Source organism: Streptomyces zagrosensis, assembly GCF_014203645.1.
Taxonomy (GTDB): domain Bacteria; phylum Actinomycetota; class Actinomycetes; order Streptomycetales; family Streptomycetaceae; genus Streptomyces; species Streptomyces zagrosensis.
Map to the genome: position 1 here is coordinate 209,710 of NZ_JACHJL010000005.1, position 14,856 is coordinate 224,565.

The 14,856-nt window shown below is 67.8% G+C and carries 11 protein-coding genes; 9 read left to right on the forward strand and 2 right to left on the reverse strand.

Annotated features, from left to right (window positions below; all coding sequences use genetic code 11):
- The first annotated feature begins 605 nt into the window (after positions 1–605).
- Entirely contained in the window at positions 606–1,295 is a 690-nt protein-coding gene (locus FHS42_RS12145) for an HAD family hydrolase (protein ID WP_376772573.1), read from the forward strand.
- On the opposite strand, the gene dhaL is transcribed toward FHS42_RS12145, so the two are convergent.
- Entirely contained in the window at positions 1,289–1,966 is a 678-nt protein-coding gene (gene dhaL / locus FHS42_RS12150; RefSeq protein ID WP_184571988.1) for a dihydroxyacetone kinase subunit DhaL, read from the reverse strand. The two genes, FHS42_RS12145 and dhaL, sit on opposite strands and share 7 nt — an antisense overlap.
- Before the next feature lie 166 nt (positions 1,967–2,132).
- The gene (locus tag FHS42_RS12155) at positions 2,133–3,134 is read right to left on the reverse strand and encodes a dihydroxyacetone kinase subunit DhaK (RefSeq protein ID WP_184571990.1); all 1,002 of its coding nucleotides are present in this window, start codon (positions 3,132–3,134) and stop codon (positions 2,133–2,135) included.
- 642 nt (positions 3,135–3,776) lie between these two features.
- Between FHS42_RS12155 and FHS42_RS12160 the strand changes: the two genes are divergently transcribed.
- From FHS42_RS12160 to FHS42_RS38600, 8 genes are all read left to right on the forward strand, one after another.
- Positions 3,777–4,223, forward strand: a complete 447-nt coding sequence (locus FHS42_RS12160) for a ChaB family protein (RefSeq protein ID WP_184571992.1) — start codon at positions 3,777–3,779, stop codon at positions 4,221–4,223.
- 218 nt (positions 4,224–4,441) lie between these two features.
- The gene (locus FHS42_RS12165; RefSeq protein WP_184571994.1) at positions 4,442–5,389 is read left to right on the forward strand and encodes a XamI family restriction endonuclease; all 948 of its coding nucleotides are present in this window, start codon (positions 4,442–4,444) and stop codon (positions 5,387–5,389) included.
- A gap of 253 nt (positions 5,390–5,642) precedes the next feature.
- Positions 5,643–7,211 carry an Eco57I restriction-modification methylase domain-containing protein gene (locus tag FHS42_RS12170; RefSeq protein ID WP_312866843.1) on the forward strand — a complete coding sequence of 523 codons (1,569 nt, stop codon included), beginning with the start codon at positions 5,643–5,645 and terminating at the stop codon, positions 7,209–7,211.
- Positions 7,212–7,685: 474 nt separating this feature from the next.
- On the forward strand, positions 7,686–9,656 hold the full coding sequence (gene htpG / locus FHS42_RS12175) for a molecular chaperone HtpG (protein WP_184571998.1): 1,971 nt from the start codon (positions 7,686–7,688) through the stop codon (positions 9,654–9,656).
- Between the two features lie 575 nt (positions 9,657–10,231).
- Positions 10,232–10,522, forward strand: a complete 291-nt coding sequence (locus tag FHS42_RS12180; RefSeq protein ID WP_184572000.1) for a hypothetical protein — start codon at positions 10,232–10,234, stop codon at positions 10,520–10,522.
- A gap of 87 nt (positions 10,523–10,609) precedes the next feature.
- On the forward strand, positions 10,610–12,115 hold the full coding sequence (locus FHS42_RS12185) for a hydantoinase/oxoprolinase N-terminal domain-containing protein (RefSeq protein WP_184572002.1): 1,506 nt from the start codon (positions 10,610–10,612) through the stop codon (positions 12,113–12,115).
- Positions 12,102–13,208: a DUF917 domain-containing protein gene (locus FHS42_RS12190; protein ID WP_184572005.1), complete on the forward strand. Its 1,107-nt coding sequence runs from the start codon at positions 12,102–12,104 to the stop codon at positions 13,206–13,208. The genes FHS42_RS12185 and FHS42_RS12190 overlap by 14 nt, the downstream gene beginning before the upstream one ends.
- A complete protein-coding gene (locus tag FHS42_RS38600) occupies positions 13,205–14,788 on the forward strand; it encodes a helix-turn-helix domain-containing protein (protein ID WP_184572008.1) in 1,584 nt (527 codons plus the stop codon). Before FHS42_RS12190 ends, FHS42_RS38600 begins: the two co-directional genes overlap by 4 nt.
- Positions 14,789–14,856: the final 68 nt, after the last annotated feature.

Here is a 14,856-nt window from a genome sequence, read left to right on the forward strand (position 1 = left end):
AGTACGCCTACGCAGGGCCATCGCACGGCGCCTGCGCGGTGAGTCGGTTTCCGATAGCGCCTGGCCCAACGGCAGCAATGCGCTATTCAGCGAGGCGATGGGGCGACCACTAGAAATCATTACGGTCGCACACGCGTGCCCGCTGCATCCATTTTCGGCTGTGCACACCTGCGAGTGAGTTTGCAGTAGCCAAGCCACATCACACGGGCGGTCCCTCGCTTTTCGCGTCATTGCCCATTGCGCTCAACGCTGCCGTGTCAACTCGCCTGCATTGCCGCCAACTTGGCCCCCACCTTACTCGCGACAATGCCGGCGTCTCGCGACTTATCACATACATCCCTCGCTATCACGCGTCGAGCGCCCGAATCGGTGATTGCGCTGGCTCCCGCCCTCGAAATAGCGTAGCTCTCGCAAAGTTTTCGCGGTACATCCGGACAGACCAAAGAAGTTCGGACCGCTGACGCGCGAAGCCTCGAACATCAGTATCTGATTTCGAGAGCGACACGCACGCCAATCCCCCGCCTATTTGGCGCGGTAGGTATTCACCCACCCCCGCAACTCATCCACGCACACACGGCGTGGGACGACATTCCCCTAGAAAGGGCATGCCCATGACAGAAAATTCGCTCTTCTCGTGGTCGCCGGCGGCCGTGGTCTTCGACTGTGACGGCACGTTGATGGATACCGAGAGCCACTGGCAGGACGCCCGCTGGATGGTCCTGCGTGACTTCGGCATCACCCCGGCGGCCGGGTTCGCCGAGCGAGCCAAAGGCATGCACTACACCGCGTGCGGACAGCTCATGGCCGACGAGGCCGGCAAGCCCTACCTGGGCGAGGACCTGGCCCGTGGGCTGCTCGAACACTTCACGGCGCGGGTCGCGGAAAACCCGGTGACCATGCCGGGCGCGGTGGGTCTGGTACGGCTCCTCAGCCCTCATATGCCCCTCGCAGTGGCCAGCAACTGCCCTCGCGACACGGTGGAATCCGGCCTTGGCCGGGCCAGGCTCCTTGACCACTTCCAGCACATCGTCGTCCCCGGAGATGGCCTACGCGCCAAACCGTGGCCCGACGTGTACGCCGCCGCGGCCAACCTGTGCGGCGTCGAATGCGAGCAGGCGTTGGCCGTGGAGGACTCTTTGACCGGGGTCGAAGCCGCCCGGCGGGCCGGGATGCGGGTGCTTGGCGTGGGCCAGCGCCCGGCGGGCGGCGGCGCGACCCGGGCCGACCTTTGGGTCCACTCCCTGCAAGACCTCGACCTGGTTGACTGGTTGCGTACCCAGGTTCAACGTCAGTGACCGGCTTCCTGTAGGTGCGGTGCGAGCGTCGGCACCACGGTGACGCCCGATGCAAACAGCAGGCTGACACCAACGGCTCCCGGATCGGGAATGCCGGTCGCCCGGTCGCCGAGGTAGCTGGAGCGGCCCAGGCGGGCCTTGATCCGTACCGTGTCCCGAGCGCCCTGCCAGGCGGCGTCCGCGGCGGTGAGCAACGCCCGGTCGGGCGGGGTGGCGGCGGGAACCGTCCGCAGCGCGTCCGCGACCGGTGCGAGCGCATCAACCAGCGTTCTGTCTCCCACCGCGGCTTCTCCGACCCGCTGAATGGCTGCGAGGCCGCTGGCGGCCCCGGCGGCGAGTGCGGGCGTGGTGAGTGCGGGGCCGGCTTCCGCGGCAGCGGTGGCGAGCGACTGAAGTAGCAGGCCGAACAGGGGACCGCTGGTGCCACCGATCTCATCCAGGAAGGCACTGGCGGCGGCCTCAAGAGGCGCCGCAGCTTCGTCTTGGGGGCCCGGCTTGTCCGGTAGGCGTCGCAAGGCCGCCTGCACGCCGACGCTGAGGTTGACGCCGAAGTCACCGTCACCCACTTGCTGGTCGAGCCGCGTCAACTCGTCCTCGGTGGCGGTGACGGACGCGGCGAACCGCCGCATCCAGTCGCTGGTGAACGTCGCGCCGAAGGATGTGCTCGTCATCGGGTCGTTGCTCCCGCTGTCATGGGCCAGACGCCGCCGGGCCCGCCGGCCATCGAAGGTGGGAAATGAGAGGTGCTGAAAGGTGGGAGGTGGGCGTGCGAGATGGGTGGTGGGGCGGTGAGGTGAGTGGTTGCCGGAGGTCAGCCGTTCCGGTCCGGTCTGCTTCTCACCAGTGCAGTACCGCCGTCCGTACGGGCGCGTCGTAGTAGCGCAGTGTCTGCGGATCGTCCACGACGAGCAAGGTGAGCGAGAAGCCGCGCATATCGAGCGCCGTGACGTAGTTGCCGACCAGGTTTCGGGCCACTTCGCAGCCGCGGGCTTCGAGGTGGCGGGCCAGTGCGTCAAAGATGCCGTAGAGCTCCAGTTGTGTCACCGCGCCCAGCCCGTTCACCAAGACGATCATCTGAGCTCCGGCAGGAGGGGCCAGCGCGTATAGGAGCTCGTGCGTCATCTGCTCAACAAGCGAGCCGATGCCCGCCACCTGGATGGCGTGGTCGGCTCTTTCGCCATGAATGCCGACGCCATACTCCACCGCGCCCTCCGGCACGGCGAAAGCGGGCGCGCCGGTGGTCGGAGCGGTGTGGGCGGCGGACGCGACGGCAAGGGTGCGGCAGCTGGCCGTCAGGGTCGTGCCCAGGGCAGCCAGCTCGTCAAGACCCATGCCGGTGTCGGCGGCGGCGCCGAGTATTTTTTCGATCAGCACGGTGCCGCCGGTGCCCCGGCGGCCGGCCGCGATGTCGGCCGACTCCGTGGCCAGGTCGTCATCGACCAGCACCCGGGCGCACGGGACGCCGCGGTGCGCGAGGCGCTCCGCGGCGATACCGAAGTTGATGCGGTCGCCCGTGTAGTTCTTCACCACGTGCAGCACTCCTGCGCTGCCCGCAACGGCCAGCGACGCCTCGTAGATCTGACGGTTGTGCGGTGAGGCAAAGACGCGTCCAGGGCAGGCGGCGTCGAGCATTCCGGTGCCGACGAACCCAGTGTGCAGCGGTTCGTGCCCCGCCCCTCCGCCGGACACCACTGCCACCCGCCGTGCGGGCGCGGGGTGCCGCGCCCGAAGATAGCCGTGCTCGGCCTGGAGAGTGAGGAGGTCGGCGTGGGCGCGGGCCACGCCGACCAGGGCGTCGGATACAAGTGAGGCGGCATCGTCAGCGAAGTACGGTCCCATCCGCGTCCTCCGATGTCACAAGTCACAAGCCACATCGAACCCACCGGCCCGGGGTCGGTCCCGTTCCGGCTGAGGCCCTCCCTCGGGCACGTCCATCGACCCCCCGATCCCATCCAAGGCCCGGCCACCTCTGCCCAACCGGACCAATGTTGCCCTGGCCGGCGGGCGAAGAGGCGGGCGGGGCAGGCATGGCACCGCTCCGCCTTACCTGCCCCAGATGGCGTCGTGACGAGGACTCGGTTTCCGCTGCCCACACGAGAACCACTCAAAGACATACTCAATGAAGACCGTATGAAGTGCACGGCAAAAGCGCCGATGCGTGTGGAGATCTAGGGAGCAGATGCGCATCGCAGGGCGCTTTAGAGGCATATAGGCCAATATCACCCCGCCGTGCGCCGGGCGAGGGCGCGCACATCGGCGGGTGAGCCCCCGTGGTGCGCGGGCGCCCTCTCGGACACCCTGACCGCTGGTCCTGCTGAGCACGGCGTGACAGGGGGGCGACAGGAGGCCGCAGGGTGCTCTCGTGCGGTCGGCGTTTCATACCCGCTGGAGCGGGGTCCCCGGACGACGTTCACGCAGGTATACGACGGACACGCAGACACGCGACGAAGGGCCGACCGAGGCCGGAAGCGAGGCACGGCGATGCCCGGACGGCAGGAACTCCCCTCGACGCTAGAGCGCTCGCCCGAAGATGCCCAGCGCACCTGGGTGGCGGCCCATGCTTCAGCCATCCAGGAATACGGCGAGGGCGAGCGCACCCACCGGGTGGCGTACGGGGCCCTCAACCACGCGTACGAAAAGGTGGGCGACCACTGGGAGCGCAAGGAGGCCCAACGCAAGGGGCCGTCCGATCCGCAGTCCGCCCGCCCCCGCCAGCAGGACCAGCAGGACCAGCAGAACCAGCGAAACCAGCAGAACCATGAGAAGGGGCGCAGTGGCGAGGGCGTCGATGAGCAAGCGACCAAACAGCACCTCTACGAGGTGGCACGGCGGCTGGACGTGGAAGGCCGCCCCCGTATGACGAAAAGCGAGTTGCTGGAAGCCATCCGCAAGGCGAACCGCTCACGCACCCGCGAGGCCCGCGACTGACGGCGCCAAGGGCCGTTCGCAGCGGGCGGGCACGTTCACGGACGACTGAACCCTGGGTGGCCACTCGCGTGGCCGGCCCGGGAGCCTGCACGCCATGGGTGCGGACCCACACGGACGACAGGTGGCACCCGTCTCCGCGCAAGCGCCGTGTTCCGTAGGCTGTACTTCGCATCTCGCGGAACCTGAGACACGCTGTGCAATACCGAAGGCGGAGCTAAGTGATCAACGCTGACAAGCCGTACCTGTGGGAGGAAGATATTCAGGCATCGGTCCGGCTGTACAACGATTGGTTTCTGGAAGCGGCTCCGCAAGCCTACCGGGATATCCGGAAGAGCACCGCGGAAGAGGTAGCGCGAGCATTTGAGTACACAAGGGATATGACAGATATCTCGCCCGAGGCCCTTCTTCGCTCTCCGCAGGCACTGCGTACCTTGCGGATGTGCACTTCTCCGCCCCTTGCTCGGGATCGTTTGGCCGGGCTGTCTTACGGGTCAAAGATTCTCGTGGGAATCATGGAGCAAGGGAAACTTCCGCAGCGCATGATGGCGGCAGAGCTGGAAGCTCAGCTCTCGCGCATGTGCGACGTTGTTACTGAGCTGCTTGACCTGGACCTGTTTGACTGGTGCAGCACAGGCGGGCCGGCTAGCAGTCGGCAGCGAGAGCTGGCAACCACCGTCGTGGCCGATCGCCTGTCTGGGGCGATTGCAGAGCCGATCATCCGAAATGCTCAAGAGCGTCGCCAGTTGACCCTCATAGGGGAATGGCTAACTGTTCGCGGCTACAAACAAAAGGCACACCGTGCGGCGGCCCCGCTGGAAACGATGGAGGCTGGCACGTTCTCATTCCGGCAGATAGTCGTCGTAGGTGACAGTCTCTCGGTGAACATCCCGGTGGATGTGGTGATCCAACCACTCAGCCCGGCGCCCCACCGGCTTCCTATCCTCGTTGAAGCCAAATCCGCTGGCGACTTCACAAACCCCAATAAGCGACGCAAGGAAGAGGCAACAAAGATAAACCAGCTCCAGGGCAAGTACGGCCCCAACATCTCACTGCTGCTTTTCTTGTGTGGCTACTTCAATGCTGGATATCTGGGATACTCGGCAGCCGAACACCTTGATTGGGTCTGGGAGCATCGCATCGACGACCTGGAGGCGGCTGGTGTCTGAAAGCACACTCACGATCGAGGCTGAAAGGCTGCGCCGGCAGTCGTCGCTGGATGCCGAGCGCACTCCGGTTGATCGTAACCGGTGGGGCCAGTTTGCGACTCCCCCCTCTCTAGCGGGGGAGATCATGCAGTATGCCCTTAGTTTGCATCGTGGGCCTGAGGTGAGGTTCTTGGAGCCTTCCTGTGGCTCAGGGGCGTTCTTTTCCGCACTCCTTCAGTCCCGAGCGGGAGTGCCCGTTGGCGAGGCTGTTGGAGTGGAGCTGGACCCGCGCTTTGCGCAGGCGTCCAGAGAGCTATGGCGCGACGCCGGGTTCCGAGTGATTGAGGGAGATTTCACTTCCCCTGAGACGATCGAGGGATATTCGGCATCACTCCTCGTCGCCAACCCTCCGTATGTGCGACATCATCACCTTGAGGCTGCACAAAAGCGCGCCTTGGTCGGCCGGTGTGCAGCAACTGTGGGGATCAAGCCGTCGGGCCTTTCGGGGCTCTATCTGTACTTCGTTCTCTTGAGTCACCGGCTGCTTGCCCCTGGAGCCCTGTCGGCTTGGTTGATCCCCAGCGAGTTCATGGATGTCAACTACGGGGGCGCCTTGAAGGAGTATTTGGCGCGTCACGTAAAGCTGATTCATATCCACCAGTATGACGCCTCTGAAGTGCAGTTCGACGATGCCCTAGTGACGTCGAGTGTTGTCGTCTTTGAGAATTCTCCACCCCAGGCGGAGGACTGTGCGAAGTTTTCATTTGGCGGGTCACTGGCTACGCCAAAGGCAGCACAAGATATTCCGCTGGCGAAGCTGGATATTGCCAAGAAATGGTCGCAGTATATTAACGGAACGGGCTGCGATTCTCCTCGGACTGGCCCCAAGCTTTCCGACTTCTTCAAGATTCGTCGTGGCCTCGCCACCGGCTCGAACGCATTCTTCATTCTTCCGCGAGAAGAGGCGGAAGGCATGGGGATTCAAGAGGATTTCTTGCGCCCAATTCTTCCCAGCCCCAGAAATATCGATAGCCTTGTCATTGAAGCAGATACTTCTGGGTGGCCACAGATCAAGGAGCAGTTGGCCCTCGTCGACTGCCCCTTGTCAATTGATGCGGTCCGGCTTAAGAATCCGCAGTTGGCCAGCTATCTGGACTCGGCCGAAGAAAAGGTGAGAGCTGGCTATCTTGTGAGTCAGCGATCTCCTTGGTACAAGCAAGAGCGGCGTGAACCAGCGCCCATCTTGCTCACCTACATGGGGCGCGGGAAGGATGAGAAGCATCCTTTGCGGTTCATCCGAAACGAGTCGCAAGCAGTCGCATCAAACATGTATCTCATGCTGTACCCGACGCCCCTACTACAGACCTACGTTGACTCAGTCGAAGACGGTATGGCGAAGGTGCACGAGGCCCTTCTGGCCCTCACGGCCGGTGATCTTCGCGAGGGGGGCAGGGTGTACGGCGGTGGGTTGCACAAGATGGAGCCCAAAGAGCTTGCTTCGCTTCCCGCTGACGGTATCGCCGCCCTAGCCCCCGCCACGTTGCTGTTGGATTCCTACGCACAGCCGACTCCGGCCCCACGCAGCCGTCGTCGAGCGAGCGTCAGCCAGGTGAGTTCGGGCGAACCATCAGCGGCAGAAATCCGTGCTTGGGCCCTGAACGCGGGGCTGGACGTTCCTCGGCACGGACGCTTGGGCCCGGAGTGGAAAGCGGCATGGCGCCAGGCACATGTGAAGGGTGTGGCGTTGCCGGAGCCCAGGGAAAGCGCCTCAAAGCCCGGCGCTGCCAGCCGAGTTGAGGGTGGTAGCGAACAGGGCGAAGAGTACATCGACACCTTGTGGTGACCCTTGTGGTGCATGCACGCGAGATGCGCACTTCACGTTGATCGCCCAACCCTGCGCCGCGCGGGCCGTCCCGTAAGTGATCTCTGTCTGGGTGAGGCGTGGTCGGCGGAGGTCCTCCTGCGGGCGACGACGTGTTCGCCGCGGGCGCGGACCTGGTGGGCGGGACCTGTCGTAAGCCTCAGCCCGGTGCCGGACGCTACCCAAGACGGCTCCGACGCCGTGAGCGCACCAGCCACCAAAAGATCACCTCACCCGGTGACCAGTCCGCACGGGACAGCGCTGAGCAGCGCGTTCGGCGAGCTGATGGCCGCCTGTGTCGCGGGGTGGGAGGACGGCGTCGTACGGGCAGCGTTCGCCCTACCTCGGTCCGGCTGCGGGCTATCGGGAAGACTGGGACCGCAGCACTGACGAGCTGTTCTAAAGTTTCCACGTCAGTCCCCGTCGCCTGATGGCCCGAGAAGGAATACACGGATTATGCCGAAAGATACGTTCGAGTTTCAGGTGGAAGCGCGCCAGCTTCTACAGATGATGATCCACTCGATCTACTCGAACAAAGACGTGTTCCTCCGCGAACTCGTCTCCAACGCTTCCGACGCCCTCGACAAACTGCGTCTCGAAGCACTCCGCGACGACACGCTCGACGTGGACGTGTCCGACCTCCACATCGCCATTTCGGCCGATAAGACGGCCCGTACGCTGACCGTGCGGGACAACGGCATCGGCATGTCGCGCGACGAGGTGGTCCAACTCATCGGGACGATCGCGAACTCGGGCACCGCAGCGTTTTTGCAAGAGCTCAAGGATGCCAAGGACGTCAGCGACACCGCCGCAGCCGAAGGGCTGATCGGCCAGTTCGGTGTCGGGTTCTATGCCAGCTTTATGGTGGCCGACGAGGTCACCCTGCTGACCCGCCGCGCGGGCGAGAGCCAGGGCACCCGCTGGTCGTCCACCGGCGAGGGCACGTACACGATCGAAACCGTCGATGACGCCCCGCAGGGCACCGCGGTCGTGCTGCACCTCAAGCCGGCGGACGACGAGGACCGGCTGCACGACTACGCCGCTGCCTGGAAGATCCGGGAAATCGTCAAGCGGTATTCGGACTTCATCACCTGGCCCATCAAGATGGCCGCCGAGCCCGCCGCCGCAGCGACCGATGCCGACTCTGACGCCGAGAGCAGCGCCGACGAGGCCGCTTCCAGCGAGCCCGAGACGTTGAACTCGATGAAGGCCCTGTGGGCCCGCTCGCGGAACGAGGTGAGCGACGACGAATATCACGAGCTGTACAAGCACATCAGCCACGACTGGAACAACCCGCTGGACATCATCCGGCTCCAGGCGGAAGGCACCTTCGAATACCAGGCGCTGCTGTTCATCCCCTCGCACGCGCCCCAGGACCTGTTCATGCAGGGCTACAAGCGCGGCATCCAGCTCTATGTGAAGCGCGTCTTCATCATGGATGACTGTGAGGCGCTCATGCCGCCCTACCTGCGCTTCGTCAAGGGCGTCGTCGATGCGCAGGACCTGTCGCTCAACGTATCGCGCGAAATCCTTCAGCAGGATCGCCAGATTCAGTTGATGCATCGGCGGCTGGCCAAGAAGGTGCTGTCCACGGTCAAGGACATGATGTCCGCCCACCCCGACCGCTACGCCACGCTGTGGCGGGAGTTCGGCCAGGTCATCAAGGAGGGGCTGCTCAGCGACTTCGAGAACCGCGACACCATCCTCGGTGTCGCCTCGTTCGCCTCGACCCACGACGCGCAGGAGCCGACCACCCTGCGGCAGTACGTGGAACGCATGAAGGACGGGCAGCAGCACATCTTCTTCATGACGGGCGAGTCCCGGCAGGCCATCGAGAACTCCCCGCACATGGAGGCGTTCCGCGCCCGGGGCATTGAGGTGCTGCTGCTGACCGACCCGGTCGATGAGGTGTGGGTCGATGCGGTCCCCGAGTTCGACGGCAAGCAACTGCGTTCCGTCGCCAAGGGCGAGGTGGACCTCGACAGCGAGGAGGAGAAGGCGGCGGCCGACTCCGAACGTGAGAAGCAGCAGGAGCAGTTCGCGGGGCTGCTGACGTGGATGACGAACGAGTTGAGCGAGCACGTCAAGGAGGTACGGCTCTCCTCTCGGCTCACCGTCTCGCCCGCCTGTGTCGTCTCGGACGCGGGTGATGTGACCCCGGCCCTACAGAACATGTACCGCGCGATGGGCCAGGAGGTACCGTCCGCCAAGCGCATCCTCGAACTCAACCCCGGCCACCCGCTGGTGAGCAGCCTCAACAAGGCGCACACCGAGCGTGCTGCGGACACCGAGCGCAAGGCCGACACCGGGCTCGCGGAGAGTGCCGAACTCGTCTACGGGATGGCCCTTTTGGCCGAGGGGGGCGAACTGAGTGACCCCGCCCGCTTCGTCAAGCTGATGGCGGACCGGCTGGAACACACACTGTAAGCGTCCGCCGCTCCCGTCCTGACCTCGGTGTCTTGGCAGGTGCCCGCCTCGTCGCCCGGGCGCCTCGCTGCCTGGCACTTCAGCTGTAGATCGCGATCTCGCTGGCCCGGGTCGGCTCGGGAGCGGATGCGGCCACCGGTGATCGTCGGTGTGTGAAGACCGACGATCACACGGTGGCCGCAGGCCGCAGCGACGCCCATCATCGGCGCGCCGGGAGTTACCTCATGGGCATGAACGAGGGCAGGGTGAAGACCGAGTGGGCCGGCCGTCCCTTTGGGGGGGCATGGTGCTGAGGTTGCACAGCATGTCGTTGCGCTGTTCCAGGGCCCGAGCGGTGGTGGGGGAAGCAAGGTGTCTGACCCACGGCGCCCGCACCACCGACACCGTCACCGGCGCGGGACGCTGCGTGGCAGCAGTCCCTCGGCCCGCCAAGAGCCGCTTGCGCTGTGCTGCGCGCGCCGCGGCGAGGACCATTTCGCGCAGCTTGGCATCCCCCGTGGACGGCACCGGGTGCCCGTCATCCCCGGCGCCTAAGCCCAGCTGGTACGCCCCTGTGGGATGCGGGGTGGAGCGCCATGTCACCGCGGGCGACCATGGTCTTCGGCCGGGTGATCGAGGTATGGGAGCGGGAATGCGAACCGCTGGGCTTCCTCGGCGGCCGATTCAGCACCATCACCGACCGCGGACATCAGCCGGCGCACTGGTTGTGTTGCACCCGCGGCCGGTCGGGCCAGTGGGATGCGTGCGTACGCGATGACTCCGGGCGCTGTGCGAAGCCGCTGAGCTGGGCGTACTCGGCGACGTACCAGGTCAGGCCCCGCGTCGGGAGGTACGATCGCCCGCACATGGGGGATGGTCTGGGATAGGCCGAGATGGGCCGAGATGCACACGGGAAGGTGGCGCGCGGCAGCATGCGGGTGGGAGCCAGCTGGGGACCCGAAGGGTGTTCCGCCGTGCTGCTCAGTGGCTCCCGGGTACTGGCCGCCGCCGGCACGCCCGGCTTTGGGCGTGCGGCCATGGCCCGACTGCTGGCCGAGGTGTGCGGTGCGCACGCCGCGGCCGTACGGCATGTCACCTTCGACGTGGGGCCCGCCCTGCTGGCGACGGTGCGCGAGCCGGTCGCCGGATCGCAGGACGGGCCCGGCACGTGTGGTGCGCGCGCCGCCCCGGTGGTCGCGGTCCGGATCGCGCCCCGGCCTGCCCAGCACCCCGCCCTGGCCCGGCACCCATCGGCGCCGATTGCCCGGTTGGTCACCCGTTCGGTGACCCTGCCGGGCGGCCACGATCTGCTGGGGCGCGAGTTGTCGCCGCTGAATGCTGCGCGGGTCGCGGAGTTGGCTGATGAGCTGGCCGCGACCGGCGTACGCGACGTCGCCGTAGCGGCCTGTGGATCGCTGGCCGCACCCGCCCATGAACGGGCGGTCGGTGAGCGGCTGATGGCGGCCGTGCCAGGACTGCGCGTCTCGCTCTCGCACGAGTTCGGCGGCCAGGATTTGGTGGGCCGCGAGGCGTCGGCCGTGCTCAATGCGGCGCTTGCCGATGTCGCCGATGAGGTGCTGACCGCGTGCGAGGCCGCCGCTGAGCAGGTCATGCCGCAGGCCCAATACGGCGTCGCGCGCGGAGATGGGGGCCGCTCCCCCCTTGCCCGGGTGCGGGCGCTGCCGGTCGTGGCCGTCGGCGCGGCCGAGGCCGCGGCGCTGCTTGGCGCGGCGCACCTGGCGGGCCTGGAGCGGTGCCGGGTGCTGCTGCCGGGTCCGGCGGGCGCACTCCTTGGCGAGGTGCGTAGCGGGGTGCCGCTGGTGCGGCCCGGACAGGTGCCCGGATGGGGGGTGCGACTTTCGGTGCCGATGGCGATCCTCTCCGCGAAGGGCACGGCCGCAGGCGATGTCGCTGCTGGCGTGGCCGACAGCGCCGGCGATGGGACCGAGCCACCACTGGTGGTGGTCACCCCCGAGGGCGACCACCACCACGCGCCACCCAAACCGGCCGCCACTCGCGGCCCCGGCCCCGGCCCCGGACACAGTCCCAGTCACAGCCACAGCCACAGCGCGGCTTCCGCCGTTGTACCCGAACCGGCAGCCGGCCGCCCGGCGGCGTGGCGTGGCCGGGTGCCGTTGGTACCGCCGGCCGACCTGTCGCTGATCGGCATCGCGCTGTGTCCGCCGATGGCCTGGGTCGATGAGGTCGTCCAGGTCAAGGACGCCCGCGAGTTGACAGCGGTGCAACGCGACGCGGAGGAACGCACCATCGCCATGGTCATCGCCCAGGGCGCTGCGCCGGGCAGCGCACGGCTGGTGGAAACCACGCTGGTCGCCATGCCGTTCAGCCCGGCCGGCACCATTCGGGTCCATCTACGGGCCATCGGGCGATCCGAGCCCGAGGCCGCCGGGCAATCCGAGAGTGCGGAGCACGAGATGGCCCCAGGCGGCGTACGCGGGGGGTGCCGTGCCGGCGAGTGAAGCGGGCCCGGTGCAGGCCATTGGCGCCGATGACGTGCCGACGTTGTGGGCGGGCGCGCAGTTCTACGCCCCGGCCTTCGGCGATGGTGGCGCCACCGCCTTGCGCGATTGGGTGGCCGCGCTGCTCGCTGAGCACGGTTCCGTCCCACTGGTGCAGGCCGCGGCCCTGCCGCCCGATACCCGGTGCGCGGCGCTTGGCCTGGTGGGTTCCGGTACGGCGTTGGCCGAGCTGCCGCCTGTCGGGGATGAGTTCTCCACGGCGTTGAGCGGCCTTGAGCAGCGGCTCGGCCACCGGATCGAAGCCGTGTTCCCGCTCGCCGCTGCCGCGCTCAACGCCCTGACGCCGCTGGTGGCGGCGTGTCTGCGCGGGCTGCCGCTGATCGACAGCGACGGCATGGGCCGCGTCTTCCCTTTGGTGCAACACACCTCGCTGCATCTGGCGGGCCTAGCGGTCGGCCCGGTGTGCGCGGCGGGCCCGGCCGGGGAGAGCCTGACCGTGCAGGCCGCGTCCGCCGACCGGGTGGAGACGATGCTGCGCGCTCAGGTTCATCTCATGGGTGGCTGGGCCGCCACCGCGAGCTATCCCTGTAGCGCGGCCCAGCTGCGCGGCGCTGGCCTGCACGGGACGGTGTCCCGGCTGCTGGCCGCCGGTCGGGTCCTGCTCGCTGGGGGCCCGGTGGAGCGGGTGGTCGGTGCGCTGTCGGCCGTCACCGGTTGCCGCAGCGTGGGGCGGGGCCGGGTGGTGGAGGTGGAGCAGCTCACGCGGCCGATGGAGTGGGCCCAGCCAGCGCACGCCTCGACGGTGTTGGTGGCCGAGTCCGGTGGGGCCGGGCGGTTGCTGCAACTGGAGTTGCAGAACGACATTCTGCTGGCTCTGACCGATGGCGCGCTGACGGCGGCCGTGCCGGACGTGATCTGCTTGCTGGATGCCGTACGGGGTGGCGTCGTTGGCCTTGACGGTGTGGAGAGCGGTGATGTGGTGGAGGTGTTGGTGATGCCGGCGGCGGCGGTCTGGTACTCCCCCGCGGGGCTCGCGCTGGCCGGGCCGCGCGCCTTCGGCCTGCCGATCGAGCATCCCCGAGCGGCACCGTGAGGGCGTCATCGACCGGGCCGATGGCCGGGCTCACCGTGGCGGAGATGCTGACCGTCGGCGCGCTGCACGGGGCCGATGAGGTGTTCTTGGCGGCGGGCGACAGCCCCGTGGAGCACCTGGTGTTGGCCGGAACTCTGCCTCGGTTGCGCGAGTTGGCGCCGAACACCCTGGTGGTGCTGCACGGCGAAGCGGCCAGCGGTGGCTGGTCGTTGGCCAGCGCCCTGCACACGGCCTGGGAGCGCCATGCCGCGGCGGTGGTCACCCCGCGGGTGGCGCTGAGTCGCTCTGCCGCGCTGTTGGCGCAGCGGCTGGGCATCACCGTGCTCGCCGTTGATCGGGACCCGGTGGAGGTGGCGTTGGCTTTGGCCGCCGAGGTGGCGCAGCCGGCGGCGGAGCGCGCCCGCCGGGTGGCCGCCTGCGCCGAACTGCTGGCGCAGCAGTCCACGGTGCGCGGGGTGCTCGGGGTGCTCAATGCGGAGTTGGCGGGCGTTTCGGTGGCTTTGCTGGTGGATGGGGGGCTGATCGCGGGCCGTGCCGCTGCCTTGCGGCCTGGCCGTGGGCGCATTGACGTACGGGTGGATGTGCCGGGTCCGGCCGGGCACCGCTGGGCCGAGTTGGTGGCCGCCGTACCCGAGCCGTCGAGGGGCTACGCGGAATATGTGCCCACGCTGCTGCGGTTGGCGCGGGCACCGTTGCTGGCCGCTTCGGCCCGCCAGCGCATCGAGACGGCCCGGCGTACCGCCCACGAGCAGGCCGCATTCCGGCTGCTGCGGGAGAGCGCTGAGAGCCGGGAGGCGGTGGCCGGGGCTCCCCTGGCTGCTGAGGAGCCGCTGACCGACTCGGAGCCGCCGATGTGGACCAGCGAGCTCGGGTGGCGCGTCAAAGGGGTCAACACGGCGATGTGGATCACCGCCCCGGCCGGCACGCGAGGCCCGCCGTCGCCGGAGCAGACCACGATGTTGCGGGTGGCGTGGGCCGAGCAGCTACGGGATTTGCCGCTCGTCGCCGATCAGGGCGGCTGGCTGAGCTGGTGGAACCAGCCGCCGGGGGCGCCGGACGAGGAGGTGTCGAAGCGGCTGCGCGCCCTGCTCGGCGATGTGGCGCGCGGGCATGGTGCGGCGGTCGGCATTGGTGCGCGGCGGCCCGGGGCCGCCGGGTTGCTGCGGTCGCTGCGCGAGGCTCAGTTGGCCGCCGGTGCGGCGTTGGCCGATGGGCCGGGTGCGGTGCGGGAGTTCAGCACGGCGGGGGTGGGTGCCGCGCTGGCCGCCCTGCCGGTGGGCCGGCTGGTCGCGGTCGCCGACCTGGTGTTTCCGGCCCTCGCCGACGTCCGCGACCGGGAGCAGATCGTGCGCACCGTGCTGGCCGTGCTGGACCACGGCGGCTCGCTCCACCAGGCGGCAGCGCAGTTGGGGGTGCATCGCAATACGGTGCTGGCCCGGTTGAAGCGGGCCCAGGAACTTGGTCTGGCGTACGACGACCCAGCCGGCAGGCTCGCCGTGCACGTGCTGTGCCACGCGCTGACGGTCGCCGGGCACCGGGCCCAGCCAACGGCTGCCGTTCGGCATGACTGGTCCGGGTGACACCAAGCCAGCATGCGGTGGGCGCCCGGCGGCGGTGGGTACCGCATCGCCGGGCGCCCACCGCGGGT

What these genes read in the sequence shown, in the direction of transcription:
- FHS42_RS12145 (WP_376772573.1), top strand. Translation starts at nt 606, where the DNA reads ATGCCCATGACAGAAAATTCGCTCTTCTCGTGGTCGCCGGCGGCCGTG.
- dhaL (WP_184571988.1), bottom strand. Translation starts at nt 1,966, where the DNA reads ATGACGAGCACATCCTTCGGCGCGACGTTCACCAGCGACTGGATGCGG.
- FHS42_RS12155 (WP_184571990.1), bottom strand. Translation starts at nt 3,134, where the DNA reads ATGGGACCGTACTTCGCTGACGATGCCGCCTCACTTGTATCCGACGCC.
- FHS42_RS12160 (WP_184571992.1), top strand. Translation starts at nt 3,777, where the DNA reads ATGCCCGGACGGCAGGAACTCCCCTCGACGCTAGAGCGCTCGCCCGAA.
- htpG (WP_184571998.1), top strand. Translation starts at nt 7,686, where the DNA reads ATGCCGAAAGATACGTTCGAGTTTCAGGTGGAAGCGCGCCAGCTTCTA.
- FHS42_RS12180 (WP_184572000.1), top strand. Translation starts at nt 10,232, where the DNA reads ATGTCACCGCGGGCGACCATGGTCTTCGGCCGGGTGATCGAGGTATGG.